Source organism: Streptomyces flavotricini, assembly GCF_020639365.1.
Taxonomy (GTDB): Bacteria; Actinomycetota; Actinomycetes; order Streptomycetales; family Streptomycetaceae; genus Streptomyces; species Streptomyces flavotricini.
Map to the genome: position 1 here is coordinate 8,383,273 of NZ_JAINUL010000001.1, position 26,785 is coordinate 8,410,057.

Annotated in this window: 28 protein-coding genes and 1 pseudogene; 10 read left to right on the top strand and 19 right to left on the bottom strand. The window is 71.4% G+C overall.

Translation table 11 applies throughout. From position 1 onward, the window contains the following. Positions 1–877: 877 nt before the first annotated feature. Complete coding sequence (locus K7B10_RS38480) at positions 878–1,375, top strand: DUF6233 domain-containing protein (protein WP_229344142.1); 498 nt, start codon at positions 878–880, stop codon at positions 1,373–1,375. A 7-nt stretch (positions 1,376–1,382) separates the two neighbouring features. On the opposite strand, the gene K7B10_RS38485 is transcribed toward K7B10_RS38480, so the two are convergent. From K7B10_RS38485 to K7B10_RS38500, 4 genes are all read right to left on the bottom strand, one after another. Further along, a complete protein-coding gene (locus K7B10_RS38485) occupies positions 1,383–1,745 on the bottom strand; it encodes a hypothetical protein (RefSeq protein WP_229344145.1) in 363 nt (120 codons plus the stop codon). Continuing rightward, the gene (locus tag K7B10_RS38490) at positions 1,742–2,212 is read right to left on the bottom strand and encodes a hypothetical protein (protein WP_229344148.1); all 471 of its coding nucleotides are present in this window, start codon (positions 2,210–2,212) and stop codon (positions 1,742–1,744) included. The genes K7B10_RS38485 and K7B10_RS38490 overlap by 4 nt, the downstream gene beginning before the upstream one ends. A 71-nt stretch (positions 2,213–2,283) precedes the next feature. Next, the gene (locus K7B10_RS38495) at positions 2,284–2,577 is read right to left on the bottom strand and encodes a transposase (protein ID WP_229344150.1); all 294 of its coding nucleotides are present in this window, start codon (positions 2,575–2,577) and stop codon (positions 2,284–2,286) included. A gap of 75 nt (positions 2,578–2,652) precedes the next feature. Continuing rightward, positions 2,653–3,519, bottom strand: coding sequence for a hypothetical protein (locus K7B10_RS38500; RefSeq protein ID WP_229344153.1), 867 nt, complete (start codon positions 3,517–3,519; stop codon positions 2,653–2,655). A gap of 647 nt (positions 3,520–4,166) precedes the next feature. Here K7B10_RS38500 and K7B10_RS38505 point away from each other — a divergent pair. From K7B10_RS38505 to K7B10_RS38515, 3 genes are all read left to right on the top strand, one after another. Continuing rightward, positions 4,167–4,574 (top strand): YciI family protein, encoded by a 408-nt coding sequence (locus K7B10_RS38505; protein ID WP_229344155.1) that lies wholly within the window; start codon positions 4,167–4,169, stop codon positions 4,572–4,574. Between the two features lie 8 nt (positions 4,575–4,582). Then, positions 4,583–5,728: an RNA polymerase sigma factor gene (locus K7B10_RS38510; RefSeq protein WP_229345718.1), complete on the top strand. Its 1,146-nt coding sequence runs from the start codon at positions 4,583–4,585 to the stop codon at positions 5,726–5,728. Positions 5,729–5,809: 81 nt separating this feature from the next. Next, complete coding sequence (locus tag K7B10_RS38515; protein ID WP_229344157.1) at positions 5,810–6,076, top strand: hypothetical protein; 267 nt, start codon at positions 5,810–5,812, stop codon at positions 6,074–6,076. Positions 6,077–6,094: 18 nt separating this feature from the next. On the opposite strand, the gene K7B10_RS38520 is transcribed toward K7B10_RS38515, so the two are convergent. From K7B10_RS38520 to K7B10_RS38530, 3 genes are all read right to left on the bottom strand, one after another. Next, the gene (locus K7B10_RS38520; protein WP_229344160.1) at positions 6,095–6,727 is read right to left on the bottom strand and encodes a class I SAM-dependent methyltransferase; all 633 of its coding nucleotides are present in this window, start codon (positions 6,725–6,727) and stop codon (positions 6,095–6,097) included. Positions 6,728–6,826: 99 nt separating this feature from the next. Beyond that, on the bottom strand, positions 6,827–7,039 hold the full coding sequence (locus K7B10_RS38525) for a hypothetical protein (RefSeq protein WP_229344163.1): 213 nt from the start codon (positions 7,037–7,039) through the stop codon (positions 6,827–6,829). Positions 7,040–7,120: 81 nt separating this feature from the next. After that, entirely contained in the window at positions 7,121–7,600 is a 480-nt protein-coding gene (locus K7B10_RS38530) for a MarR family winged helix-turn-helix transcriptional regulator (protein WP_229344166.1), read from the bottom strand. 204 nt (positions 7,601–7,804) lie between these two features. On the opposite strand from K7B10_RS38530, the gene K7B10_RS38535 reads away from it, so the two are divergent. Then, complete coding sequence (locus K7B10_RS38535; protein WP_229345719.1) at positions 7,805–9,154, top strand: MFS transporter; 1,350 nt, start codon at positions 7,805–7,807, stop codon at positions 9,152–9,154. Between the two features lie 54 nt (positions 9,155–9,208). Here the strand turns inward: K7B10_RS38535 and K7B10_RS38540 are convergent, their stop codons facing one another. The 4 genes from K7B10_RS38540 to K7B10_RS38555 all read right to left on the bottom strand — a co-directional run bounded on the left by K7B10_RS38540 (position 9,209) and on the right by K7B10_RS38555 (position 12,410). Continuing rightward, positions 9,209–9,667 (bottom strand): hypothetical protein, encoded by a 459-nt coding sequence (locus K7B10_RS38540; RefSeq protein ID WP_229344168.1) that lies wholly within the window; start codon positions 9,665–9,667, stop codon positions 9,209–9,211. Positions 9,668–9,683: 16 nt separating this feature from the next. Then, positions 9,684–10,901 (bottom strand): RNA-guided endonuclease InsQ/TnpB family protein, encoded by a 1,218-nt coding sequence (locus K7B10_RS38545; RefSeq protein ID WP_229344171.1) that lies wholly within the window; start codon positions 10,899–10,901, stop codon positions 9,684–9,686. 208 nt (positions 10,902–11,109) lie between these two features. Further along, the gene (locus K7B10_RS38550) at positions 11,110–12,066 is read right to left on the bottom strand and encodes a DUF1648 domain-containing protein (RefSeq protein ID WP_229344173.1); all 957 of its coding nucleotides are present in this window, start codon (positions 12,064–12,066) and stop codon (positions 11,110–11,112) included. Further along, the gene (locus K7B10_RS38555) at positions 12,063–12,410 is read right to left on the bottom strand and encodes a GntR family transcriptional regulator (protein ID WP_229344175.1); all 348 of its coding nucleotides are present in this window, start codon (positions 12,408–12,410) and stop codon (positions 12,063–12,065) included. Before K7B10_RS38555 ends, K7B10_RS38550 begins: the two co-directional genes overlap by 4 nt. 87 nt (positions 12,411–12,497) lie before the next feature. Between K7B10_RS38555 and K7B10_RS38560 the strand changes: the two genes are divergently transcribed. Beyond that, positions 12,498–13,049, top strand: coding sequence for a GNAT family N-acetyltransferase (locus K7B10_RS38560; protein ID WP_229344177.1), 552 nt, complete (start codon positions 12,498–12,500; stop codon positions 13,047–13,049). On the opposite strand, the pseudogene K7B10_RS38565 reads toward K7B10_RS38560, so the two are convergent. After that, positions 12,990–13,642 (bottom strand): annotated as a pseudogene (locus K7B10_RS38565) (response regulator). The gene K7B10_RS38560 and the pseudogene K7B10_RS38565 sit on opposite strands and share 60 nt — an antisense overlap. Before the next feature lie 71 nt (positions 13,643–13,713). Continuing rightward, on the bottom strand, positions 13,714–13,869 hold the full coding sequence (locus tag K7B10_RS38570) for a hypothetical protein (protein ID WP_229344180.1): 156 nt from the start codon (positions 13,867–13,869) through the stop codon (positions 13,714–13,716). A 987-nt stretch (positions 13,870–14,856) separates the two neighbouring features. Between K7B10_RS38570 and K7B10_RS38575 the strand changes: the two genes are divergently transcribed. From K7B10_RS38575 to K7B10_RS38585, 3 genes are all read left to right on the top strand, one after another. Next, the gene (locus tag K7B10_RS38575; protein ID WP_229344182.1) at positions 14,857–15,957 is read left to right on the top strand and encodes a bifunctional DNA primase/polymerase; all 1,101 of its coding nucleotides are present in this window, start codon (positions 14,857–14,859) and stop codon (positions 15,955–15,957) included. Then, a complete protein-coding gene (locus tag K7B10_RS38580) occupies positions 15,954–17,633 on the top strand; it encodes a DNA primase family protein (RefSeq protein ID WP_229344184.1) in 1,680 nt (559 codons plus the stop codon). Before K7B10_RS38575 ends, K7B10_RS38580 begins: the two co-directional genes overlap by 4 nt. A gap of 183 nt (positions 17,634–17,816) precedes the next feature. Continuing rightward, a complete protein-coding gene (locus K7B10_RS38585; RefSeq protein ID WP_030872546.1) occupies positions 17,817–18,194 on the top strand; it encodes a DUF6009 family protein in 378 nt (125 codons plus the stop codon). 153 nt (positions 18,195–18,347) lie between these two features. Here the strand turns inward: K7B10_RS38585 and K7B10_RS38590 are convergent, their stop codons facing one another. The 6 genes from K7B10_RS38590 to K7B10_RS38615 all read right to left on the bottom strand — a co-directional run bounded on the left by K7B10_RS38590 (position 18,348) and on the right by K7B10_RS38615 (position 25,137). Continuing rightward, a complete protein-coding gene (locus tag K7B10_RS38590) occupies positions 18,348–19,094 on the bottom strand; it encodes a VOC family protein (protein WP_229344185.1) in 747 nt (248 codons plus the stop codon). Between the two features lie 48 nt (positions 19,095–19,142). After that, a complete protein-coding gene (gene tpg, locus K7B10_RS38595) occupies positions 19,143–19,697 on the bottom strand; it encodes a telomere-protecting terminal protein Tpg (RefSeq protein WP_229344186.1) in 555 nt (184 codons plus the stop codon). 6 nt (positions 19,698–19,703) lie between these two features. Beyond that, positions 19,704–21,863 (bottom strand): telomere-associated protein Tap, encoded by a 2,160-nt coding sequence (tap, locus tag K7B10_RS38600; RefSeq protein WP_229344188.1) that lies wholly within the window; start codon positions 21,861–21,863, stop codon positions 19,704–19,706. A 135-nt stretch (positions 21,864–21,998) separates the two neighbouring features. Then, a complete protein-coding gene (locus K7B10_RS38605; protein ID WP_229344191.1) occupies positions 21,999–22,994 on the bottom strand; it encodes a ParB/RepB/Spo0J family partition protein in 996 nt (331 codons plus the stop codon). Next, positions 22,991–24,268, bottom strand: coding sequence for a ParA family protein (locus K7B10_RS38610; protein ID WP_229344193.1), 1,278 nt, complete (start codon positions 24,266–24,268; stop codon positions 22,991–22,993). Before K7B10_RS38610 ends, K7B10_RS38605 begins: the two co-directional genes overlap by 4 nt. Positions 24,269–24,459: 191 nt before the next feature. After that, a complete protein-coding gene (locus tag K7B10_RS38615; protein WP_229344196.1) occupies positions 24,460–25,137 on the bottom strand; it encodes a ScbR family autoregulator-binding transcription factor in 678 nt (225 codons plus the stop codon). 241 nt (positions 25,138–25,378) lie between these two features. On the opposite strand from K7B10_RS38615, the gene K7B10_RS38620 reads away from it, so the two are divergent. Next, positions 25,379–26,668: a cation:proton antiporter domain-containing protein gene (locus K7B10_RS38620; protein WP_229344198.1), complete on the top strand. Its 1,290-nt coding sequence runs from the start codon at positions 25,379–25,381 to the stop codon at positions 26,666–26,668. The last annotated feature ends 117 nt before the right edge of the window (positions 26,669–26,785 follow it).

Consider the following 26,785-nt stretch of genomic DNA (forward strand, 5'->3'; position numbering starts at 1 on the left):
CGCCTTTGCCCCCGTCCCAGGGTCGGTCAGGCCAGCCCTCTTCGGGCCGGTGGCGCGGCCGTAGCATCCACCATCCGAGGGGCCGGGCGGGCCGGTCAGAGGGGGTGCCGGGGCCGACTGCGGCACGGTAGCGGCATGCGCCGCTGGTCCCTGCCCCTGCTCCTGGCCGCCCTCCTCACGGCTCCCGGATGCGCCACCGTCCACCCCCACCTCCACCCCGCCCGCCAAGCTCTCCCCCGCCACCACGTCGGCGGACCCCAAGCAGCCGGCCAACCCTCGCCCCGCACAGCCGGACACCAGGCCGGGACTGCCCCTCTCCCGGCTGCCCGAGCCACCCACCACCCCCGAGCACGACCGCGCGCCCGCACCCGTCCGCCGCGCGCCGACCCGGCAGGCGTCCGACGAGACCCGGCGCGCCCGGACGGCACCCCGTCGCAGGGCCGCCCCGCCGAAGCACGCCGCGAAGCCCAAGCCCCGGAAGGCCAAGGCGCGGCCGAGCCGTACGCCCGCCCGTCCGGGACGCCCCGCGACGGGCGCGGGGACCGCCGACATGACGACGCTGTGCCGCGCCTCGCACGGCGTCACCAGCACCCCCATCAGCGCCCTGTGCCACCAGACCTACGGCCGGTGACCTGCGCAGACTCGTGCAGAAATTCGAACATGAGATCTAATAGGAGTGATGTCCTCCGCACTGCCAGGAGCCCACGATGACCACCTCCGAAACCCCCGCCAGACCCCAGCCCGTCACATGGGCCCCGAGCCAGACCGGCCCCTGCGCAAAATGCCACACCTCGACGTGCCGCTACGGGGTGGGTGGGAACCCGCTCTGCACGTCGTGCCGGCAGGCCCGGCAGGAGCAGTTCGCCCGCCCCTGACCGTGACTGAACCCCCGCCACCACCTGCACCGGTCACGCTGCTCCTGCCCGACGGACAGGAAATCGGGCGTGTACTGCTCTACGAGCGACAGCAGCTCGACTCCGGATTGTGGATGTACCGCATCGGCGTCCCCCTCTGGCAGACGGCCGCCGGGGGCGGGGTCGAGCCGGCCGAGTACGGCACGTGGGTCACCTCCGAGCAGCTGCGTCCGCTGCCCGGGGTCGACCTCGGGCACATCCCCGCCCACCCCCGTACCCACACCTCGACGCCGACCCGGTGGGCGTGGCTGCTCGACGGCCGCATCCACGGACGCCCGGCCACCGTCCACGCCGAAGGCTGCCGGAACGCCGCCGACCGCGCGCATCCGCTGGGCACGATGCCGGCGCTCGACGCACTCGCGCGCCCCGGTACGACCGCCTGCACCGTGTGCGACGCCGCCGAGGTACTGCTGCCGATCCTCGCCCACGGCCAGGACGACATGCCCGACACCGGCGACTGATCACAGGTCAGACGGTCGGGGACCCGGTGTAGTCGTGGCGTTGGTAGCCGTGTCCGTCGCCGTGCCAGTCCAGGAACAGCACCGAGTCCCCCAACGCTCCGCGGCCGGCCCGGTGGCTGATCGTCGGCGTTCGATAGTGGCCGTCGTAGTTCGCGTTGGACGTGCTGTCCTCCAGCCGATCCTCGAGCCCAGGGAAATCACGCTCGACCACCACGGGGTCGGTGCCCTGGCGGGATTGCTTGATCTGCAACCGCAGCTTGGCCCCGTCGAAGATCGTCGGATCGTCCACCTCACGGAACGCCGGGCCGTCCCACTTCACCTCGGCGTACACGTACACGGTGCCGCCGGACCGGGCCGCGCATGTCTTCACCGTGACCTTCCAGTTGTCCGGCCACGGCCCGTCATAGCCGGCGTCGTCAATGTCCTTCGTACTGCTCGCGCACCGGTAGGTCGGGGCGGCCACAGATACAGCTTGCCTTCGCCGGTGGCGTGCTCGGTGATGTCGGTCAGCCACAACCGGTTCGGGCCGTCAGAGGTGAAGTCGCGCCTTACCCGGTCGTCGTGGACCGGAGGGCCGGCCTTGGTGTTCTTGCCCCGGCCTTTGCGCTTGCCGAACGCGCTCCACCAGCGGTTGTCCCGGCAAATCCGCCAGGCGGTCCGCTCAGCCATCGACTCACCGGCGGCCCGCGCCTCGTCGTGAAGGAAGCGGTGGCCGAACTCGGGATCGTCGCGATGCGCGTCGAACAGGGCGTCGGCCCGGTATGCCTCGGTCAGCTCGGAATCGGTGACCGGTGAAGCCAGCCACCGGTAGTAGGGCTGGCGGGCCAGCTTGAGCACCCGGCACGTCACCGCCACCGGCACCCGGTGAGGGGCAGCGGCGGCGGCCGGCTCGCGGACGAGCGGGTACATCATTTTGACGGCAGGTTCGCCTGCGACAGATACGCCGCGGCCCTCCGCAGAACCTCGTTCTCCTGCACCAGCAGCCGGATGCGCTTGCGGGCCTCGCGCAGCTCGGCCGACTCATCCGACGATGTCGCGGGCCTGGCGACCTCGTCGGTTTCGGCGCGGTGCAGCCACTTCGACAGCGTGATCGGGTGGACGTCAAAGTCGGCGGCGATCTGTTCCAGCGTGGCGCCGGGCTCACGGTTACGCGCGACCCGCACGACGTCCTCGCGGAACTCCTTCGGATAAGGCTTGGGCAATGCGACATCCTTCCAGGCCGCCTCTCAGCAAGCCAGGTCAGGTGTCACTCATCCGTGCAGCAGTCCCAGGCACTATCAGGGGGTGGCCGTGGGTGACGCCGTCGAAGTCGCCAGCGGCGTGAGGGGCTCGACTTCCGCGATCGGCTCCTTCCCGGTCTTCAGCTTCAAGTAGACGCCGGCCGTGCACCTGGTGCCGTCCATGGGAACCACGTACGGTTCCGCGTCGGAGCCGGCGAGTTTGAGCGCCGTGAAGGTGATCGGACAACCGAGCTGCTTGGCTCCAGCGGGGGTGAGCGTCACTTTGACGACCGGCATGGGCGAATCTGCGGCTTTGGAGTTCACGGCCGTGGCGAGGAAGAACACTGCAAGCGCCGAAGCAGCAACGGCACAGGTCACGAGCAACCAGGAGAGGGGACTGGTCACCCGTTCGCGCAGCTTGTCCGCAGTGGCGAGCAGATGGACGCTTTCCAGCGTCCTGAGGACCCCTCTGAGGCCTCTCTCCGCATCTGCCCGCTCGGCATCGGATCGGGCGTCTGCCCGAGCCTGCTGGAGCTGATCGATCCGCTCGAGCAGGCCGTCGACATCCTTCTGCCGCGTGCCGAGAACCCTGTTGATGTCGAACCGCTTCAGTTCTGTGAGCTCGATCTCAACCGGCTGACGCATGCGGACCGCGAGCCAGACACTGGCAAGCAGAGCGACTGAACCACAGGTGAGGCCCCACCCCAGCCGCCATCCGTTGAGCCCTTCCTCGCCCGGAGCGCGGATGAGCGAGGTGAGCAGTGTCGCTGCCGGGACGGCCGCGAGGACGGAGATGAAGATCTCTCCCAACCTGCGGTAGGACTCGGTCGATCCGATGACCTCAGCTGTCAGTGCCTCTGCGGCCTCAGGCGTGGTGGTGCCCCCACCGGGCATCGGTCGTCCTCCTGCCGTGTCATCTGCCATGGCGTTCTGCCTTGCGTGGCCATTCCACGACAGGGGGAAGCGGTGGGCGTACGTCCAGCAGGGTCAACAGGTCCAACCACACGTCGCGCTCACACCAGAAGTGTGCTGTGGTCCCGTCACGGCTCTGCCGATCCAGCAATCCCGAGAAGGCCTGGGCATTCTTCACATCAGGCGCCCTGAGCTGGACCCAGTGGATGCCCTCCCCGTGGAGGCGACGCTCTGACCTGGGGCGGCGGCGCCAGACATCGGACGCGGGGCCGGGTTGGTCAGCGGGGAGCGGAGGCATGGGGGGAGCGTCGTTCCACTCTTGAGAGATGTACGCCGTGAGGACTGTTTCGCCGTCGGTGTACTTGACAGTCAGCTTGTCCTTCTCGTCCCTGGACACGCTCCCAGCCTTTTTCACCCCCGTCGGCGCGTCAATTCGAGAAGCGCATCCGAGCGCCTTGGGATCAGTCGACGAAGGTCCGTGCTCGCCGGTCCGACGTGACGCGGATTTGTCGAGGAGCGTCGTGGGGGGGTGCGCCGGCATCGCGATCCAGTACGCGAGTCAAGAAAAGATGGGCGGGGGTGTCGAGAAGGCGTGGGTGGCTCCGTCCTTGGAGTGAAGGCGGCCAGAATGGGTCGCATCAGCACCGAGGAGAGACACCATGGCCAAGTACCTGCTGCTCAAGCACTACCGTGGCGCCCCGGCTCCGGTCAACGACGTGCCCATGGATCAGTGGACGCCCGAGGAGATCTCGGCGCACATGCAGTACATGCACGACTTCGCGGCCCGGCTCGAGGGGACCGGTGAGTTCGTCGACGGGCAGGCGCTCGCCCCCGAGGGGACGTTCGTCCGGTACGACGGCGAGGGGCGCCCGCCGGTCACCGACGGGCCGTTCGCCGAGACCAAGGACCTGATCGCCGGGTGGATGGTGATCGACGTCGACAGCTACGAGCGCGCCGTCGAGCTGGCCGGGGAGCTGTCGGCCGCTCCCGGCGCGGGCGGGAAGCCGATCCACGAGTGGCTCGAGCTGCGCCCCTTCCTGACCGCGCCGCCCACCATCACGGAGTGAGCCCGTCCATGGACGAGGCACTGCTCCGGAGCCTCACACCGGGTGTCCTCGCCGTCCTCGTCCGCCGCGGAGCAGACTTCGCGGCGGCCGAGGACGCGGTGCAGGACGCCCTGGTCGAGGCGGTCCGTGTCTGGCCGGCCGACCCGCCGCGGGATGCGAAGGGATGGCTCGTCACCGTCGCCTGGCGGCGGTTCCTCGACGCGACCCGGGCCGACGCTTCACGGCGCAGGCGTGAGGACCGCGTCGAGGAGGAGCCGGCGCCCGGGCCCTCGCCCGCGGTGGACGACACGCTCCAGCTCTACTTCCTCTGCGCCCACCCCTCGCTGACGCCGTCGTCGGCGGTCGCGCTCACCCTGCGCGCCGTCGGCGGTCTCACCACCCGGCAGATCGCCCGGGCGTACCTGGTGCCCGAGGCGACCATGGCACAAAGGATCAGCCGGGCGAAGCGGACGCTTTCGGGGGTGCGCTTCGATCAGCCCGGCGACGTCTCCACCGTGTTGCGCGTCCTCTACCTGGTCTTCAACGAGGGCTACTCCGGCGAGGTGGACCTCGCCGCCGAGGCGATCCGGCTGACCCGCCAGCTCGCCGCCGCGATCGACCACCCCGAAGTGGCGGGGCTGCTCGCGCTCATGCTGCTCCACCATGCCCGGCGCGCCAGCCGGACCGCCCCCGACGGCAGCCTCGTACCGCTCGCCGAGCAGGACCGCGGCCGGTGGGACACGGCGTCTATCGCCGAGGGGGTGCGCATCCTGCAGGCGGCCCTCGCCCGCGACCGGTTGGGCGAGTTCCAGGCCCAGGCCGCCATCGCGGCGCTCCACGCCGACGCGCGGACCGCCGAGGAGACGGACTGGGTGCAGATCGTGGAGTGGTACGACGAGCTCGCGCGCCTGACGCAGAGCCCGGTCGTACGCCTCAACCGCGCGGTCGCCGTCGGCGAGGCGGACGGACCGCGCGCAGGCCTGGCGGCGCTCGCGGCGCTGGACGACTCACTGCCCCGGCACACCGCGGTGGCCGCGTACCTGCACGAGCGCGACGGGGACCTGATGACCGCGGCCCGGCTGTACGCCGAGGCGGCCCACAAGGCACCCGACCTCGCCGAGCGGGACCACCTGACGCGCCAGGCCGCCCGGCTCAACGCCCGTCTGCGTTCGTGACGGCTTTCGCGACGAAAGTCGCGCGCACGGTCATCGTTCGTAGGACGAAGGTCGCGTGCACGGGGTTCTAGTGTTGTGCGCATGACCAGTGACACGGGGGACGGTGCCGGCGGACGCCGATGGCCGCGGGCTGCGATGGGGGTCGTGGCGGGAGTGCTCGCCGCGGCGGGCGTGTGTGCGATCTTCTGGTGGCTGGGGCTGAACCTGGGCGTCGGCGCGGCCTGGCTGTCCGGGAAGGCCGCGGTCAAGGCGGGCTTCTTCGTCGCCGCCGGTGGGCTCGCCGGTGTGAGCATGTGGTGGCAGGGGCGTCGTGCGTCTCGCACGGCGCCGCCCGAGGGGACGGACTGAGGCGTCCTCCGTGGCGTCCTACGGGCGGCGGGCCAGCAAGTGGGCCTCCAGGAAGCCCCGTTCGGAGTTCGGGTCGTGGACCAGCCGGGCGAAGGGTACGAGGCCGGCTTCGGCCAGCAGCTCGGCGAAGCGGTCCACCGGCCAGCTGTAGGCGGGCGTCACCTTGTGGTCGAAGCGGACCGGCTCCGGCCGTCCGTCGGTCGCGAAGAACGAGACCAGGAGCAGGCCTCCCGGTGCCAGGACGCGTACTTGTTCGGCGAGCAGCGCGGGCAGTTCGCCCGGCGGGGTGTGGATCATCGAGTAGTGGGCCAGGACGCCGCCGAGCGCACGGTCCTCGACCGGCAGGGCCTCCATGCGGGCCTCGTCGAACCGGATCGCCGGATGGGCCCGCCGGGCGTGGTCGACCATGGCCGGGGAGATGTCGAGCCCAAAGGCGTCCAGCTCCAGGTCGTGCAGCATGGCCGTCAGATGCCCGGGACCGCATCCGACATCGGCCGTCCTCGGGTTTCCCGTACCGCGCACCAGCTCGACGAAGGTGCCGATCATGGCCCGCGCGAACGGCCGCGTCTCCAGCCGGTCGGCGAACAGCGACGCGTAGAGGTCGACGACGTCGTCGTAGGCCGCTCTGGTTTCGTCCTGGTGTTCCGCCACGGGGAGGAAGCTAGCATCCGGGGGATGCGGCCTCGGCAGTGATCCGCGGGACGGGCGCCGGCGAGCCGGGCCCGGTCGGGATCGGTCTGCGGAGTCGGGTCAGGGGCGGTAGGCGGTGCCGTGCGTGATCGAGTTGTGCACGGCGTTCGAGTTGTACGAACTCCGGTCGCTGCTCGCCTGCGCGGTGCGCGCCAGCTCTATCAGGAGGCCGTCCGCATTCTCCGTACGACGCCTGCCGCGGCGCAGCAGAGTCCTCACCAGCCATGCCGCCGCCACACCCATCAAGCCCAGGAACACACCCAGCTCGACCACGCCACATCCCCCTTGTGAACGCCGACTTCGGACCTGGCCATGTCATCACCACAGCGTCCGTGTCGGCAAGGTCGTTTCGGGTCATTGGCGGGCGCGGCGGGTGGGGCGGGGGGTTTCCGCCGGGGTCTCCAGGGGGCCCTCGGCCAGGACGGCCAGGACGCGCAGCAGGGTTTCGCGATCGGCGGGGGTGAGGGAGGCCAGAGCTTCGGCGTGCACCTCGTCGACGATCCGCCGGCTGGTGGCGGCGAGGGCGGCTCCCCGTTCGGTGACCGCGATGATGCGTGCCCGCCGGTCCTTGGCGGAGGGCCGCCGCTCGGCCAGGCCCGCCTTCTCCAGGGCGTCGACCGTGACGACCATCGTCGTCTTGTCCATGTCGCCGATCTCCGCCAGTTGGATCTGGGTCCGCTCCTCCTCCAGCGCGTGGACGAGGACGCAGTGCATCCGGGCGGTGAGGCCGATCTCTCCCAGGGCCGCTGCCATGCGGGTGCGCAGGGTGTGGCTGGTGCGGTCCAGGAGGAAGGAGAGATCGGGCTGGGTTCGGGCGGGCGCCATCGCGGTCATGCGAGCAGTCTAACAATTCGATCCGTTGAATATCGTCTGCAACAAAACTATCTGTTACGGTTCCGATGTTCCTTTGGGGCTGTGCCGATGGGAGAGACACCTGTGAATCGTGTTGCTGTTGCTGCGGAAATTCCCGCACCCGTCGGGCCAGAGGGTTGGGGGTTGCGGTCGCGGTGGACCGCGCTCGGTGTGCTCGCCACCGGAATGCTGATGACGGTCCTCGACGGCAGCATCGTCACCGTGGCGATGCCGGCCATGCAGGACGACCTCGATTTCACGCCCGCCGGGCTGAGCTGGGTCGTCAACGCGTACCTGATCGCCTTCGGCAGTCTGCTGCTGCTCGCCGGGCGTCTCGGCGACCTGGTCGGCCGCAAGCGGATGTTCCTGGCCGGGACCGCGGTGTTCACGGCGGCCTCGGTACTCGCCGGGTTCGCCGTCTCCCCCGCTCAGCTCATCGCCGCCCGGTTCCTCCAGGGCGCCGGAAGCGCGATGGCCTCAGCGGTCGGCCTCGGCATCCTGATCACCCTGTTCACCGAAGCCCGCGAGCGGGCCAGGGCCATCGCCGTCTTCTCGTTCACCGGCGCCGCCGGTGCCTCGCTGGGCCAGGTGTTCGGCGGGATCCTCACCGACGGCCTCGACTGGCACTGGATCTTCTTCATCAACCTGCCCATCGGGCTCGCCGCCGTGCTGCTCGCCGTGCCCGCGCTCCCCGCCGACCGGGGGCTGGGGGTACGCGCCGGCGCCGACGTACCAGGGGCGCTGCTGGTCACCGCGGGGCTGATGCTCGGCATCTACTCGGTGGTCGGGGTGGAGGAACACGGGTGGGCGTCCCCGCAGACCCTCGGCCTCGGGGGCGTCGCCGTGGCCCTGCTGGTCCTGTTCGTCCGTCGCCAGCGCCGTGGGCGCAACCCGCTGATCCCCTTGCGGATCCTGCGCTCGCGGACGGTGGTCGGGGCCAATCTGGTCCAGATGCTGATGGTGGCCGCGTTGTTCTCGTTCCAGGTCCTGGTGGCGCTCTACCTGCAGAAGGTGCTGGGGTACGGGGCCGCCGCGACGGGTCTGGCGATGCTTCCGGCGGCCGTGGTGATAGGGGTGGTCTCCCTGGGCGCGTCGGCCCGGCTGATGGCCCGGTTCGGCGAACGGCGCGTGCTGGTGGCCGGATTGGCCCTGCTCGTCCTCGCCCTCGCCCTGCTGACGCGGCTGCCGGTCCATGCCCGGTACGCCACCGACCTGCTGCCGGTGATGCTGCTCGCCGCGGGGTTCGGGCTGGCCACGCCGGCGCTCACCTCTCTGGCGATGTCCGGGGCCGGAAAGGAGGACGCGGGGCTCGCCTCGGGGCTGTTCAACACCACCCAGCAGATCGGGATGGCCCTCGGCGTGGCCGTCCTCTCCACCCTGGCCGCCTCCCGCACCCGAAGCCTGGCCGCTGCCGGCAGCGGCCGGGCCGAAGCCCTCACCGGCGGCTACCACGTGGCCTTCGCGACGGGTACGGGGCTGCTGCTCGGCGCGATCGCCCTGAGCGGGCTCCTGCTGCGCAGGCAGCGCAGCGCCTGACGGCGCGGTGCGTAAGGGCCGGGAACCGTACGGGTGGGCCCGGCCCCCTGGCCCTTACGTCATCTGCGGGGCGGGGGACCGTACGGGGACGGCGCAGGCGGCGTGGTCCGTGTCATCCGCGTGGTGGCGTTCGAGGTGGAGGGCGAGGTCCGCGCGCTCGCGGCGGGCGGTGTCCGCCTCCTCGCGGGCCCTGTCCAGGCGCTCCTCCAGGTGGGCGACGCGCTCCCGGTGGCGTTCGAGCTCGGCCCGGACGAACTCAACGTCGGCCACCTGCTGCGCCGTCTCCTTGCGGATCCGCTCCGTCTCCTCTTCGAAGCCCTGCCCGGCCTCGTCCAGTTCGGCGATGGCCTGCTCCCCGGCCTCCTCCGCCAGGGCGGTGCGCTGCTCGGCGGCGAGCGTCCGCCGGGCCGAGGCCCTGGTGACCTTCTCGATGCGCGACTCGGCGGCGGCCGAGTCGGTGATGATGGCCAGCTCTTCGATGTAGACCGGCAGGTCCGTGGCCAGCCGGGACATCAGGGCCAGGAGGTCCTCACGGGTTCCGGGTGCGGGCGCCGCCTTGGCCGCCCTCTTGGCCTCGGTCGCCTGGCGCTTCTCCTCCTTGCGCTCCTGCCGCTTCGCGCGGAAGCGGCGAAAGGACCCGAGTGCGTTGTGGTCCGGGTGGGCGCATTGACTTCCGCTCCCCTCCTTGAAGGGAGGGGATTCCTACCATGGTCATCTGACCGTCTCGGTGGGTTCCTGTTTCTTCGCGCTGTGCCGGGACGAGCCCCGGTCTTACCCGCGCTCCGCAGGCTGACACCGCCAGTCCGGCGGCTTTGGCGACGTTGACCGCCGCGTTGATGTCCCGGTCCAATACCACCCCGCAGGCCCGCCATGTCCACTCTCGGATGTGCAGGGGCTTCGGGCCGTCCTTGACGCCGCAGGTCGAGCAGACCTGAGACGTAGGCTCGAACCGTCCGATGCGAATGAAGGTGCGCCCGTACCGGGCGGCCTTGTACTCCAGCATCGTGGTGAACGCCGACCATCCAGCGTCGTGCACGGACTTGGCCATGCGAGTGCGGGCGAGTCCCTTGACCGCCAGGTCTTCCACTGCGACCGCTTGGTTTTCGCGGATCAGCTTGGTGGAGAGCTGATGGTGGAACTCGCGCCTTGCGTCGGCGGTCCGTGCGTGGGCGCGAGCGACCTTGACTCGGGCTCTCGCCCGGTTCGCCGATCCCCTCGCCTTCCGGCTCAGGTTCTGCTGCGCCTTCTTCAGCTTCTTCTCAGCCCGTCGCAGGAATCGGGGGCTGTCGATCTTCGTGCCGTCGGAGAGGATCGCGAAGTGAGTCAGGCCCAGGTCGATTCCGACCACGGCCTCCGTAGCGGGCAAGGCCTCGGGGGCGGTCTCGACCACGAACGAGGCGAAGTACCGACCGGCCGCGTCCTTGATCACGGTGACCGTGGACGGCGTGGAGGGAAGGTTGCGGGACCACTTGACCCGCACGTCCCCGACCTTCGGGAGCCGTAGGTCTCCGCCAGTCGTGATCGACCATCGGGCGTTGGTGGTGAAGCGGAGGGCCTGCCGGTTCTCTGTGCGGCTCTTGAATCTGGGAGCGCCCATGCGCGAGCGCTTGCCCTTGAGGCTGTCGAAGAAGTTCTTGTAGGCGGTGTCCAGGTCCCGGAGGGACTGTTGCAGGACGACGGCGGAGACCTCGCCCAGCCAGGCTCGTTCCTCGGTCCTCTTCGCCTCTCGGTTCAGGGTGGTGTACACCGCCCCGCGGAGGTCGGGCCGGACCGCCGAGGACACCACCTCGTCCCCGGCGCGCGGGCGGAACACGGCGGTGGGCGCCAGTTCGCCGAAGCCGGCGCGGGCCAGGTCGTAAACGTGGATCCGCCCGTCGAAGTGGCGGGTGACGACCTGGCGGGTGCGCGGCAGAAGCATGCGGCGAGGAGAGGGGCGGGCGGCGGAGGACCTCGGGTCAGGGGCGTTCGGCGGGGTTCGCGGTCAGGGAGTTCAGGAGGGCCGCGGCTCGTTCGGCGTCGTCGACCGTGACCGCGAAGTCCTTGCCCTTGGAGCGGATGACCAGGCATGCGCCGCTGCGGAGCATCACCGTCGTGCCCAGGCCGCTGAGGCGGTAGCCCCAGCCGCCGACCTGCGCCGGGGTGCGGGTCTCGGCGCGGGCCCAGTCGATGTCCGCCGCGGCCCAGCGCCGTACGGGCCACCCGAGGGGGCCGAAGGCCACGTCCAGACCGCGCTCGGCGATGCGTACCCGTACCGAGGAGCAGGCCAGTACGGTCATCGAGACCACCGCGAACGGCACGATCAGCAGCCACATCGGCTTCGTGGGATCGCCGATCCCGGCGAGCAGCGCGGCCAGTGCGACCAGCCCGGTGACCGCCGCGAGGAGGGTCAGCCACGGGTTCGTGGTGCGGGAGAGCCATACCCGGCGTTCGCCTGCGGGGATGTCCATCCGGGGGCCCTGCGGGGGCGAGGCGGGTGTGGTGGGCCGGCGGCTCGCGAGGATGCCCGCGAGGCCGGCGACCGCTGCCGCCACGACCGTGACCACGGCCCCGACCGTGACCGAGTCCGCGTCGTGCCAGTCCGCGTGGTGGAGGTTCGCCCGTACGATCGCGAGCTGCTCCCCCGCCAGCAGCACCCCGCACGAGAGGAGTACCGCCGCACGCCAGCGGCGGGCCGCACGCCAGAACACGGCGGCGACGACGAGCACGGTCCAGATCGAGGCCGGCAGCAGTACGGCGCCCCAGAGCGGGAGCGAGCCGTCGGGCTGCCCCAAGGCGCCCCAGTGCGTGGCCAGTCGGTCATCGAAGCCCCTGCGCGCCGCCAGGGGCAGTGCCACGAGCAGGGCGAGGATCCCGGCCGCCCAGGCGGCCGTCCCCAACGCCGCCACGCTCTTCGATCCCCCACGGTCCTTCACTGCGCCTCCTTGATCATCTCTATGAGTTCGGCCTTGCCGTACCCCAGTCGCGCGCCGTCGGCCACCAGCTCCCGTACGCGCTCCAGCAGCGCCGACCGTCCGTCCGCGCCGCCGGCCACGGTGACCCCGCGACCGCGCCGGAACTCCAGCAGCCCTTCGTCGCGCAGGGCGCGCAGGGCCCGAAGCACCGTGTTGGCGTTGACGCCCAGTGCCTGCGACAACTCCCGCGCGGGAGGCAGCCGGTCGCCCGGCCCGCACTCCCCCTCGGCGATGGCGCGCCGGATGGAGCCGGCCACCTGTTCGTGGAGGGGGCGGTTGTCCGCGATGTTCAGCCTCAGCAACATGATGCCAATGACGCTAGCACCATTCGCTCCATTCGGCAGTCATCAATCCGGTCGACATCCGGATCGCGAAGGCGTTGGGTGGACGGCATGTCAGAACTGCGCACCGCACGTCTCCTGCTCCGCCGGTGGCGGGAGTCCGACCTCGAGCCGTGGGCGGCGATGATGGCCGACCCCGAAGTCCGCGAGCACCTGGGGGAACCGCTGGCGCGGGAGCAGAGCGATGCCGTGGTGGCGCACATGCGCGCCGACTTCGACCGGCGGGGTTTCGGGTGGTGGGCGCTGGAAAGCCGGGAGAGCGGCGAGTTCCTCGGCCGCGCCGGCCTGGACGTGGTGGACGCGGGCATGCCGTTCGCGGGGGTGGACGTCGGGTGGCGGCTGGCGCGTTCGGCGTGGGGGCACGGTTACGCCACCGAGGCCGGCCTGGCCTGTCTGGACTTCGGCTTCCAGACCCTCGGGCTGCCGGAGATCATCGCGACGACCACCCTCGCCAACGTGCGTTCGCAGGCCGTGATGCGCCGGATCGGCATGGTGCGGGACCCGGCCGCCGACTTCGAGGACCCGAGCGTGCCCGAGGGGCCGCTACGGCGGTGCGTGCTGTACCGGTCCCCGCGTCCGGTGCCTGGGACGATCGCCTCGTGACGCGTGACGCGTGACGGCGACTGCGGTGACGGCGACCCGCGTGGCGCCGCCCGTCGTCGTGACCGAGGAAAGGTGTTGGGGACGGCGCCCCGGGGCGAGGGCTGCCCGTTCGGCGACCTCGATCGGGGCGCCGTCGGTGGGGCGCGAGGGGGTGTCGGTCTCGCGGGCGCTCAGGGCGAGGGGCCCTCGCCGACGGCATCGGCGGCCAGGGCCGGGTCGATGTAGCGGTTGCCCGCGTGCACGCTGCGGATGATGGTGGCCAGTTCGTGGGCGGAGACCGTCTTGAGGACGAAGCCCCTGACCCCGTGGGTGAGGGCGCGCTTGAGCTGGCCGGGGAGGCCGTGACCGGTCACGATCATGGTTGTGCAGCCCGGGAGGAGCTCCGTCAGCCTCTCGGCCACCGCCACCCCGTCCTTGCCGGGCATCTGGAGGTCGAGTACGGCGACGTCCGGCCCGTGGCGCAGTGCCATCTCGATCGCGTCGGGCCCGGTGGCCGCCTCGGCCACGATCTCCAGGTCCTCCTCCAGGGAGAGCAGTGCGGCGAACGCGCCGCGGATGAGGGGGTCGTCGTCGGCCAGGAGGACGCGGATCATCGGCTGCTCCCTGTCGGTAGGTGCACGGTCAGTCGGAGGGCGTGCCCGGCCGAGGGGCCGTGGCGCAGGGTTCAGGAGCGGGATCCGTCGACCACCTCGCGGATCTCGTGGTGGAGGCCGCGGGTGAAGCCCAGGCGTCCTTCGGCGACGACGAGCCGGGTCTGGGCCTCGCGGACGGCGTTGAACCGCCACGGGACGGAGGGGCACCGGACGGAGGACCGCAGCACTCGGTGATGACGTTCATGACTCGATCTTCGCGCTCCGTACACCGGCTTCGCAGTGAGTGGCCTCATGGGTTCTCATGACGGATGTCATGGACCGGGTGGGTGTCCGTCAAGCGGCGCATCGCGGGCCCGTACGGGCCCGGCCCGGTGGATCCGTCCCTCCCTCGCCGAATCGGCCGGGCGGGGCGGATCCACCGGTGTTCCGGCGTGGCCGGGGCGGCCGGGACGGTGGCTCCCGGAACCTGGGGGGTGTGCGGCGGAGCCCCCTCCCCCTGTACTCCCTCCCCCCGACAGGTACTGAACGCCGGTGGGGACACTTCGGTCCCTGTCCCTTCAGTCACTACCTAAACCTGCAGGTCAGCGGGTTGAGGCCGGTGGTCCAGGGACTGAAGGGACCCAACTTTCCAGTTATGAGCCAGATATGAACTACCAGGCTTCTTATATGCCTGCGCGCATACACGCACGCACGTAAAGAGCGGAAGTAGTGATTCTGAGTCCCTTCAGTCCCTGAGTCCTGGGGTGCAAGGCTCTGACCTGCATGTTTGCCGAGGGACTGAAAAGGGAGGGACTGAACGAGGGGCTGAGTGGTTCAGTACCTGTCCCGGCACCTGTTCGCAGGACCTGCCCGCCGGAGCCTCCGGTCGGCATGCAGGTCCTGCGTCGTACTCGAGGGCCGCTGGAGCCGCCGGTGGGGAGCCGGGGGTCGGTCGCGACACGCCCGGGGTGGCAGCCGATTCGAAGACGGAACTTTTCCGGACGAACCAGGGTAGAACTTCAGGGACTGAGGGACTGAAGGGACTGAATTCTCGATATAGCGGTGCCTGGCGCCCGAGCCCCCGCAGTCCCTGCGGTAATCTCCGCGATAGTGAATCTTCAGTCCCTCTGGTCCCTGAGGCGCAGGTCAGCCAGCCTGTACGTCAGGGACCGGGTCCGGGGACACGAACCGCCGTGCCCGACAGCCGCCCCCGACACCGCGTCAAGGAAGAGCCAGTGCTGGTCCATCCCGAGAACCCGCGCCACGGCGCGACCGGCGGGACGGCGCTGGACGTGGCGGCCTGGCTGGCCTCGCGCGGCTATCCGGTGCACCCCCTGGCCCCCGGGACCAAGACGCCCGCCGCGAACTGCCGGGAGTGCACGGGCCGTCACCACTCCCCCGAGGCGTGCCCCTGCCACGCGCAGGGCCGTTGGTGCCACGGGTTCCACGCGGCCACCACCGACCTGGACACCCTGCGCGCATGGTGGCGCAGGGAGCCCGAGTTCGGCATCGGCGTGGCCTGCGGCGCAGCCGGGCTCGTGGTCATCGACGTGGACGCCCACGCCTGCGGGCTGCCCGACCGGCAGCGGCTGCTGCCCGGCATCCCCATCGACGACCGCGTCGACCTGACCGGCCTGCAGAGCGGATTCGACACCTTGGCGCTGCTGGCCGCCCACCGTTCCCGGCCCGACCCCTGCGAGGACGCCTCGACCCTGCGGGTCCGCACGCCGTCCGGGGGGATGCACATCTGGTACCGGGCGCCCAAGGGCGGGCCACGGCTGCGGTGTTCCAGCGGGTCGAGCTCCCGGGTCGCGCTCGCCTGGCAGGTCGACGTACGGGCCGAGGGGGGCTACATCGTGGCTCCGACGACGCGTACGGCCGCCGGGGTCTACGAGGCGCTGCCGGGGGCCCGGCTGCCCGCCCCCCTGCCGCTGTGGCTGGTCGCCGAGCTCGTCCGTACGGGACACGCGGACTCCCCCGCGCCCGCCGGGGCCTCTCCCTGCCCTTCTCCGGCTCCCGCAGCCGTACGGGGGCTCCCTCTGCGCGGAGTTCGGCAGGAGGCCGGGAGACGGCTGCTGAGGGGCCTCCTGGAGGAAGTCGGCTCCTGTGGGGCGAGCCCGTCCGGAACGGCCTTCAGCGAGAAGCTCAACCGCGCCGCCTTCACCGCGGGCGGGCTCGTCGCGGGCGGCCATCTCGACGCGGCGGAGGGCCGCCTGCTCCTGCTCGAAGCGGCGGACCGGGCGCGGCCCCGCCAGTCGCGCCGCAACGTCCTCATCGTCGAGTCAGGGCTGCGCGCCGGAAGCGATCGGCCGATCCACCCCAAGGAACGCACATGAGCAGCGCCAAGAGCACGGGGTTCAACGCCCAGGCGGCGGCGGAACAGCTCGCCGCGTTCACGGCCGAGGTGACGGTGGATCAGGGCGTGACCGGTGAGAGCGCCGCCGCGCCCGCCGGATCGCCGGCGCCCACGGCGTCCGCCGCGTTCGCCGCCGCCGCGGCGCGCGGCAAGCGGCGCCTGCCCGCCCAGCAGAACGCGGCCCCGGTCCCCGCCGGCGCGGGCGGCGCCGACTTCATCCAGACGGGCCTGCTGCACAACCTCAGCGACCGCGGCAACGCCAAGCTCTTCGCCCACCTCCACCACGACCGGTTCCGGCACGTCGAGGGGCTCGGCTGGTACGTCTGGGACGAGTACCGCTGGAAGCGCACCGGCGGCGAGAAGGCCGCGATCTGGGCCGCGGGCGACATGGCGGAGGAACTGCCCCTGCACGACCCGCGCGGCTACTTCACCGACCGGGAGCTGTCCCAGCACCGCAAGCGCGCGATGTCCACCTCGGGCGTCAAGGCCATGCTCACCCAGGCGAAGGCCTCCCCCGAACTGGCCCTGGACCCCGACACCCTGGACGGGGACAAGTACGCCCTGTGCACCCCGGCGGGCGTCGTGGACCTGCGTACGGGCGACCTGCACAAGCCCGACCCCACGCGGGACCTGCACTCGCGCGCCACGCACCTGGCGCCCGAGGCGATGCCGACGCCCCGGTTCCACCGCTTCCTCGACGAGACGTTCGGGGACGACGAGAAGGGGCAGGAGATGATCAACTTCCTTCATCTCCTGCTCGGCTACTCCATCACCGGCGACGTCGGCGGGCAGGTCCTGCCCTTCCTCTACGGCGTCGGCGCGAACGGCAAGTCCGCCCTCCTCGACGTCGTCATCAAGATCCTCGGGGACTACGCGGACGTGGCGCCGCCCGGCTTCCTGATGGAACGCGGCAAGTTCAACGAGCACTCCACCGAGCTGACCGAGCTGCACGGGCGGCGCCTGTTCGTCTGCAGCGAGCTCAAGCCGCACGACAAGTTCGACGAGGCCCGGGTCAAACTGCTGACCGGTGGTGACCGGCTCAAGGCCCGGCGGATGCGGCAGGACTTCTTCAGCTTCGAGCCCACCCACAAGCTCTGGCTGCTCGGCAACCACCGTCCCGAGGTCGGCACCGGCGGACATGCGTTCTGGCGCCGCATCCGGCTCATCCCGTTCGAGAAGGTCGTCCCCGACCACCGGAAGATCGACAATCTGGCGGAGACGCTCGTCCAGGAGGAGGGCCCCGGCATCCTGCACTGGATGATCCAGGGGGCCAAGGCCTATCTCGCCGCCAAGCCGGCCCTGACGGGGCCGAGCGTCGTCCGCAGCGCCACGCAGGCGTACGCGACGACCGAGGACCACATCGGGCGGTTCCTCGGCGAGTGCTGCACCACGGGCGGGGCCGACCTGCCCGATCCCCGCGACCTCAAGGTCGAGCAGGGCGCCCTGTACCGGGCGTACAGTGCCTGGTGCCTCGACGGCGAGGGGCTGCGGCCCGCGACCACGCGCGCGTTCGCCACACGCATCCGCGCCGAGGTCGGCGTCGCCTCGCCCAACGAGATGCTCCGCTCGAACGGGCAGAAGTTCTACCCCGGACTGGCTCTCCTGGCCGATGAGGAGCAGACTCCGCGCGAGGCGAACAGGGCAACCACGACGTGATCGGACGATGGGTGATGCCGCCCCGGGGTGGGCACGCCTACGATGGACAAGGAAGATGAACAGACCCACCACCCGGCAGCGGCCCGCAGGGCCCTGCTGCATACCGGCATCGGCGCCGCCGCCCGCGGCGTGGAGGGACCAGGGGCTCCACCGGGCCCATGTGATCGAGGAGGGACCCAGGCCATGAGCTCGCTACTGACATCAAGCGATCTCGCCCACGAGGACAAAGTGGTGTGGCTGGAGGACCCCGAAGAGCTCGACTACGTGCGCCAGGCCCTGGACAAAACGCCCCGCCGCCGGGGGAAGCCGCGCTACCACCGGGACGGCCGCATGATCGGCTTCACCGAGCTCGGCGACACCGCCGAGGCGGATCCGGACAGCGGTCTGCAGAAGCGGCGCGTCTTCTACCTGCTGCCGCACGACCGCGATGCGGAGCCGCACGGCCTGTACCGGGAGGGCGCGCCGGGCGAGGCCGTCGACCCGCGGACGATCGGGCCGCGGCAGGTGGGCAGGAAGACCGAGCGCTCCCAGCGGGGTCTGTCGGCGCCCACGGTCGCGTGACGCCGGTCGCCATCGGGCGCCTGATTTCGGTCGATTTCTCCTGTCGCCCGGCTTCCGGATTCCTGGTTTCCGTTTCTTGTTCGTGATTCCGTTTTTCAGTCCCTTGAGTCCCTCCGGTCCCTGTTCGGTCCCTGTCCTGTCGCCCGTTCCGGGTCAGGACAGGGCCAGGACGCAGAGCTCGTGGCCTTCCGGATCCGTCAGACAGGTCCACGGCACGTCGCCCTGGCCGACGTCGAGATCGGTGGCGCCGAGGGCCCGCAGCCGGGCCGCCTCCCCCGTTTCGTCGTCGCCGGGGTACGCCAGCAGGTCGAGATGGACGCGGTCCGGCACGGTCTTCACGCCGGGCGTGCGGATGAACTCGAGGTACGGGCCGACGCCCCGGGCCGAGCGCAGCACCGCCTGATCGTCGGACACCCCGTGCAGGGTCCAGTCGATCGCCGCGTCCCAGAACCGGGCCATCGCCCGCGGATCCGCGCAGTCGACCACCACCGCGGCGACCGGGCCGGTGTCGCGGTACACCTTCCGGGGCTCCAGTACGCAGAACTCGTTGCCCTCGGGGTCGGCGAGGACCGTCCACGGCACGTCGCCCTGGCCCACGTCGGCGGGGGTCGCACCGAGGGAGCGCAGGCGCGCGACCAGCTCCGCCCGGTGGGCCGCGGACGTGGTCGCGAGGTCGAGGTGCACACGGTTCTTCGCCGCCGTCCTGGCTTCCGGGACGGTGACGACGTCGATGCCGACGGCGACCGGGTCGGGCCAGACGAAGGGGCCGGCGGGCCCGACGTACGTGGTCACGCCGGGTGTCCCGGCGGAGGCGGTCCAGCCGAGTGCCGCCGCCCAGAACCGGCCGAGCGCCTCGGCGTCGAGGGCCTTGATGTTCACCTGGACGGGTCGTAGCGGCATGGCGTACTCGGTCCCTTCAGACCCTGTGGGCGTCGGTCGCGTGCGTCCTCAGAACGCGAAGTCGACGTAGTCGATGTCGGTGAACTCCACCAGCAGGCCGCCGGCGCGGGCGCCGTTGTCCTTGAAGTAGATCTCCTGGAGGCCTTCCGCGGCGATGGCGCGCAGCCGGGCTTCGCCGGCGCCGGCCTCCTGGGCGGCGAAGAGGCGGCCCGCGTACTCCGGGGGCAGGTGCTGGGTGATGCGGCGCATGCGGCCGTCGTCGGTGGTGCCGGGAGCGGCGGTGAAGCCGAAGCGGGCGCGGGTCTCGATGACCAGGCCGGTCGTCTGCGCGGCCTTCGCACGGGCGCGCTTGCGCACCAAGGGCTGCCAGCGGCGGCGTACCTCGGACTCCAAACGGGCGGCGAGGGCCGGCTTGGGCTGCCTGAGCTGGTCCTTGACGTAGCGCTCGACCGTGCGCTGGGAGATGCCGAGCAGGCGGGCCGCCTCGCGGGTGGACTTGAGCTGTTTGACGAGGAAGCGCATCTGGGCACCCGCCGTTTTGGGGACGGGACGGGTGAAGTGCTGTTCGTCGGCGCGGGTGAGGCTGTCGTCGATCTCGGGCATGTCCGGCTACTCTCCGTCGGCCGCGGCGTCGTGGCCCTTGATGTGGCGGGCGGGGTTGAGTCCCTGGTCGAGCATCTCGACGGCCCACAGGAGGGACTGGGTGCCCTCGTGCTTGACCATGCCGGGGCTGACGCCGAGGCGGAAGCCGCCGGGGAGCGGCTTGCCCTCGGGGGTGCGGGGGAGGAAGTCGAGGGGGCTCGGGCCGTCGGAGAGGTACACCGCGCAGTCGGAGAGGACGGCGATGGGGTGCAGCCCGGCGGCGGCGAGCTTGTTCATCTTGCGGTGCATGTTGACGCGGGCCGTGGAAATGACGGCGGCGCGGATGTCGGGGCGCCAGGTGGGGCGTTCGAGGGCGGGCCAGGGTTCGCCCGGGCGGTACGCGGCGCCCTGGGGGCGTTCGCGGAGCTTGCCGATGCCGCCCTTGACGGTGGACTTGATGGCCGAGAGGACCGGTTTCAGGACGGGATCGGGGTGCTCCTGGAGCTCGGCCATCGCCGCGAGGAACTCGGGCTCGGGGAGCGCGGAGGTGACACCGAGGTCCGCCATGGTGGCCATGTACGCGTCGCGCAGGCGGGTGTACCAGGCGTCGAGGTACGGGCCGTGGTCCGGGCGGAGCCAGGCCTCGGTGGCGTGGACGGGGTGGCCGAGCTCCTGCGCGTAGGCGAGGGTCGGGGTCGCGTACCAGGCGGGGCCGGTGGGCGGATGGCCGTTCGGGGTGAAGGGGCTGGGCAGGCGGGGGTCCAGTTCGAGGGAGGAGAGGTCCGCGAGCCAGCAGCCGGGGGTCTTCGGGTCGAAGCGGGGGCTCCGGGTGTGCACGGCGGGGCCGATGCCGACGGGGAGACGGTTGGCCGCCGCGGCGAAGGCCATGTTCACGTCGATGCCGACGGCGTGGGCACGGGCGCATTCGGCGTCGGTCAGGAGCTGGGGGTCGCGGATCCAGTCGTACGCCTCTTCGTCGAGGACCTGGTCCGGGGTGCGCTGGTGGGCGCGGGGGTACAGGGCGGCGACGACCGGGTGCTCGTCGGGGGCCTCGGGCGGGGCCGGGTCGACGGCCCGGGTGAGGGAGCCGGCGACGGGTGCGGACTCCCAGGTGTTGGTCTCGGGGTTGCGGGCGGCGCGGGTGGGCGGGCGCAGGGCCGTCATGAGTTCGAGACCGGAGACGGCGGTGGAGCCGCGGGGGGTGAGGACGCGGGCGGCGTACGTGGTCAGCAGCGCGGCCAGTTCCGGAGCGGGGAGCTCGGCGGTGTGCTCGCCCCAGGCGCGGGCGTCGAGGGCGCCCCAGGGGAGGACCGCGAGCTGGACGCACTGGCGGCCGGTGGTGGGGGTGGCGGGGCGGTAGATGCGGGGCCAGGGACCGAAGCCGCGGCGGGTGAGCTGCCACTTGGCCTTGGCGAGGAGCTTGAGGGTGGGGTGGTCGTCGGGGAGGCGGAGGGTGCGGCGGTCCTCGAGGGTGGGGGGCAGGCCGAGCGCCTCGGCGGCCGCGGGTGTGAGGACGAGGAGGGGGTCGCCGTCCTTCCCGTTGCGGTGGAGGCGGGGGGAGCGGAGATCGGCGTCGGGGCCGAGGGCCCAGGCGATGAGGGTGGGGAGGTCGGTGCGGGCCTTGGGGGGGAGAGGGAGGAGGAGGCCGTGGGCGGCGTGGGCCTTGTCGGTGCCGTCGAGGACGACGAGGGGACCGTTCCCTTCCACGGGGACGGGGCGGGCGGCGACTGCGGTGCGCGCGGGGGCCGGGGCGTTGACGGCGTTAACGGCGTTAACGGTCGGCGGGGCCGACGGGGCTGAGGGCTGTGCCGGGGCCGGCTGCTTCGAAGCCGGGGCGTCAATGGCGTTAACGGTCGGGGGCGCCGGAGCGGGGGGCCGTGCCGGGGCCGGCTGCTTCGAAGCCGGGGCGTTAACGGCGTTAACGGGCGGGTCCGGGTGGAGGGTGGAGAGGCCTTCCAGGAGGCGGGCGTAGGCGGCGCGCTTGGGGGCGCGGGGGGCCGTACGACCGGTCTCCCAGGACGTGACCGTTTCGCGGCGGACGGAGAGGGCCTTGGCGATCTGGTCCTGGCTCAGGCCCGCGGCTTCGCGCAGGCGCTTGCGCTCGTCCGGGTGGGGGAGCGGGTCCTGGGCGGCTTCCTCGAGCAGCGCGTCGACCGCTGCGAAGAGGCTCTCTTGTTCGTCGGGCATGGTACTTACCTCCGTGTGCAGCCTAGGTGAACCGCACGGCTGAACGCACATGAAGCGCACGTGGGGGCGCTGACGGCGTTAACGGCGTTAACGGCGTTAACGCCCCCGGCGTGGGTACTGCCCCGGATGCCCGGCTCAGAGCCGTTGCATCAGGAGCTCGGTGACGGCCTTGAGGTCGTCCGGGGTGAGGTGGGCCGTGAGGCCGTCCGCGATCGTTTCCGGGGAGTCCGTGGCGATCGTGATGCGGGGCGCGGCGGGTAGCGAGGCCGGAGCGTTAACGGCGTTAACGGTCGGAAGGGCTGGGGCCGGGGCCGGGGCGGGAGCCGGATCCGGGGTCCGGGTCGGGGTCGGGGTCGGGGTCGGGGTCGGAGCGTTAACGCCGTTAACGGTCTGCGGAGGAGTGTGCGTGCGCTGGCGCGGCGGGTTGGGGGAGCTCAGGGTCTCGTCCGCCGCCGCCTCCTGCTGCTCCTGGGGGAGCCGTCCGATCCGGCGGGCCGGTTCGACCTTGAGCTCCCCCGTGTCGACCTTCTCCTGGAGCGCCGGGGTCAGGTTCAGGAGCGTCAGGCGCTGGGAGACCCAGGCGGGCGTCTTGCCCAGCCGCTTCGCGACCTGGGCCTGGGAGCCGTGGACGTCGACGAGCTCCTGGAGCGCACGCGCCTGGTCCATGGGGGCCACGTCCACGCGGTGGACGTTGGCGATGAGCGCCGACTCCAGGATGTCCGCCGCAGAGGCGGACAGGGCGTCGTTCACGTGGATGTGCATGGTCTTCAGGCCGGCCAGCTGGGCCGCCGCGAGACGGCGGTTGCCGTCGATGACCACGTACGGGGCACGGCCCAGGCCGTCGGTCTGGCCCGGGTGGGCTTCCATGAAGGCCATGCGGGTGGCGACGGCGAGGGGCTGGAGCTGGCCGCGGGAGATGAGGGACTGGGCCAGCTCGTCGAGTTCGGTGAGGTCCTCCCGGAGGTTGAACGGGTTGTGGGCGAGCGCCTCGATGGGGACCTCGGACGGTGCGACCATGCCGGAGGTGGGAGCTCCGGTGGCCTCCGCGATCGCCGCGCGGCGGGGGCTGACGCCGACGGGCTGGGCCCGGGCGAAGGATGCCGAGACTCCGAGTTTGTCGGCCTTGCTCATGAGATCTCCCTGGCGAGGGCGCGCAGCGCGATGGCCTGGTCGCCCTTGGGTGAGTAGACGAACAGCGGCTGCTTCACGCGGACGGCTTCGCGCTGTTCCTTGAGGTCGGGCACGATCGCCACGACGCGCGGATCCTTTATGTCCATCCAGGCCTGCAGCGAGGAGGTCGCGATGTAGCCGCGGCGGCCGTCGTAGAGGTTGACGACGAGGCCGAGGTAGTCGATGTCGAGGCTGAGGTCGTCGCGCAGGTCGTTGATCTGGGAGGTGAGGAGGTCGTACGCGTCGGCTGACGAGTCCTCCGCCTGTACGACGATCAGCGCGCCGGAGGCACCCGGCTGCTCGGTGTCGCGGCGGCGCCCGTAGTAGATGGCGGCGTCCATGCTGAGGCCGAGGCTGGGCGGGCAGTCGATGAGGATGACGTCGTACTCGGACTCGACGGGGGCCAGCGCGCGTTCGAGGGCGGCCTCGCGGGCGCGGACGGTGGAGAGGCGGACGTCGAGGAGGAAGGCGTCCGTGCAGGCGGGCAGGAGGTGGAGGCGGTTGCCGAAGCGCTGGTCCGGGACGGGGACGATCAGGTCGGCGAGGGGCCCCTTGGCCTCGCCGGCCATGTGGCAGGTGAGGCTGTCGCCGCCGATGGGCAGGGGCTGCTGGCCGAGCTGCTTGGTGAGGTGGCCCTGGGGGTCGAAGTCGACCAGCAGGACGCGCATGCCGAGGCCGGGGAGGTCTTCGAGGTCGAGGGGGGTGGTCTCGGGGGGCTGGTGCCCGCTCGCCCTGCCGTCCTCGCCGTCTTCGGTCGCCGAGTGGCGGGCCAGCTGACGGGCGATGCGGACCGGGTGGAGGCTGTCCGGGTCCTCGGCGAGGGCTTCTGCCGTGCCGGCGGTGATGGCGGTCTTGCCGACGCCGCCCTTCTGGTTGCACACGACGATGCGGCGTACGACGGAGGGCCGCCTGACCGTGGGCGCGGGATTCATCTCCAACCAGAGGCGGACCGCTTGGGCGAGGCCCTGGATGAGGGAGACGCCACGGTCCTTGGAGCCGGCGCGGAAGGACTCCCACTGGCCGGAGGGCAGCCAGGTGGAGAACGATTCGGCGCCCGAGGTGTCGACGGGGGAGGGGGCGGAGGCGAGGGCGCTCCAGTGGGCGATTCCCTGGTGGACGGCATCCTGGATGTCCACCCGCAGTTGGGCGGTGCGGATTTTCAACTCCTGGCGGAGCCACGGGGGGAGCTTGGAGACGACCTTCTCTCGGTCGCTCTGAGTCGAGGGCGAAGTCATGAGAGGGACTTTACTAACGTTCGTGGGTCCATGTGCGCGCCACGCTTGGGTTTTGCTAACGAAATGGTCCGTCATTGCCCGTGAGGGGTGAGTTACGGGCTCCGGGTACGCGACAGGGCGGCCTCGTACACGTCGTAGCGAGCACCCCCGTGGTTCACCACGGCGTGTGCGAGGCCGCCCTGGACACGTCGTCAGCCGACCGGCACCGCCGGGGAGTCCGGGGTGGTGGTCAGCCCGAGTTCGGCCCGGCACTCGGGCGAGCCGGCCGGGTCGAAGTGGGGGAGGCGGCCGGCGGGGACGATGCCCGGGAGGAGGAAGTGCCACAGGTCCATGACCCGGGTGTGCAGGTCCGCGCGGCCGGTGCGCACGTGCGAGGTGACCTGGATACCGGTGAACGCGCCGACGAGGAGCGTCGAGAGGTCGTACAGGTCCAGCGTCGGGAAGACGTCGCCCCGGTCCTGCGCCGGCTTCAGGCAGCCGAAGGCGGTGTCGATCCAGGTGTTGTACGGGGTGGGGTCGGGGTTGGTGAAGGAGCCGAACTCGATGACGAGGCGGATGGCGGCGCGGATGCGGACGTTGGAGCGCAGTCCGTGCGCCATCTGGTGGGTCAGGTCGATGACCGTCTGGAGGCCGGGCTCCTCGATGGCGGGGACGCCTTCGGAGATCTGGAACTGCTCGTCCATCAGGGTGCGGGCGAGGGCTTCCTTGGACTGGAAGTGGAAGTACAGGGCGCCCTTGGTGACTCCGGCGTGCTTGACCACGTCGCTGAGGCTGGCGGCGCCGAAGCCGAAGCGGTCGAAGGCGATGGCGGCGCCGTCGAGGATTGCCTGCCGCGTGATCTCGGCACGTTCCTGCCGGGCCCTTGCCATGTGGGGGTCTCCTGGTGCGTTGCCGCTTGCCGCCGCTGAAGCTCGTACAAGGTTCAATCTAGTCGCGCGACCCCAAAAAAAACCAGTCGACAAGTACTTTTACGTGGCGGTGGCTGACGGTCCGTCGGAACCGGCGGCCGGTGTCGAGGCGTTAACGGCGTTAACGCCGTTAACGGTCGGACCCCTGGAAGTGTGCGGCGGTTCGTTGCCGGGGCGGGGGGATCGGCGGAAACCTGTGGTGGTGGGAGCGTCACGTGATCCGCTCGAAGCCGTGCTGGTGGCCGTACCCGTCGTCGTTCTCGCGTGCGGCGTGGCCGCCGCCGTGATGCGCAGGCTGGGGCAGACGGCCGTGGTCGGGGAGATCCTGGTGGGGATCCTGCTCGGTCCGTCGTTGCTCGGATGGCTCTGGCCGGCGGGGAGCCGCTGGCTGCTGCCGGGCGAGGTCCTTCCGTCCTTGGGGGTACTGGGGAACCTGGGGCTGCTGGTCTTCATGTTCCTGGTAGGGCTGGAGCTCGACCCCGGGTTGCTCCGGGGGCGCGGGCGGGCCGTGGTGGTGGTGAGCCAGGCGAGTGTGTGGATCCCGCTGGGGCTCGGGGGCCTGCTGGCGCTGGCGATGTACGGGTCCCTCGCGCCGGAGGGGGTCGGGCGGGCCGAGTTCGTGTTGTTCGTGGCCGTCGCGATGAGCGTGACCGCGTTCCCGGTGCTGGCGCGGATCCTGAAGGACCAGGGGCTGTACGGGACGCCGGTGGGCGCGCTGGCGATGGCGTGCGCGGCGGTGGCCGACGTGGTGGCCTGGTGCCTGCTGGCGTCGGTGGTGGCCATCGCGCAGCCGCTTCGGGGCGGGGGAGGGGATGCCTGGGGGACCGCCGGCACGGGGGTGCTGGCCGGGCTGTTCCTGGCGGGGATGTGGTGGGGCGTGCGGCCGTTGCTGGCGTGGGGGGTGAGGAGATGGGCACCGGATCCGGAGGCCGGTGACGGTGCCGGTGCCGGTGCCGTGGTGCTGTTGTGCAGTGGGCTCTGCCTGGCGGCCTACGCGACCAACGCGATGGGGGTGCACGCGCTGTTCGGGGCGTTCGTGTTCGGGGCGGTCGTGCCGAGGACGGCGGTGGTCGAGGCCGCGGCGGAGCGGATGCGGGCGTTCGCAGTGCCGGTGCTGCTGCCGCTGTTCTTCGTCGGGAGCGGGCTGAAGACGGACGTGGGGCTGCTGGGCGGCGGCGCGGTGTGGCTGTGGGCGGTGGCGGTGCTGGCGGTCGCGGTCGCCGGGAAGTGGGGCGCCGGGACGGGGGCCGCGCTGCTGGCGGGGCAGCCGGCGCGGGACGCGGTGACGCTGGGGGCGCTGATGAACTGCCGCGGGGTGACGGAGCTGGTGGTGCTGAACGTGGGGCTCGGGCTCGGGGTGATCGGGGCGGAGCTGTTCACGGCGCTGGTGCTGATGGCCCTGGTGACGACCGCGGTGACCGGGCCGGTGGTACGGGCCGTGCGGGCACGGGAGCCGGATGCCGAGGCCGCCACGGTCGGCGTGCGGCGTTGACGGCGTTAACGGCGTTAACGCCGTCAACGGTTGTCCCGTCCCAGTTGATCCGGTCCGCCCGCTCCTGGGCTGTAGGCGCTGCCTGATCTACTACCTGCCGACGAACTGGAAGCTGAG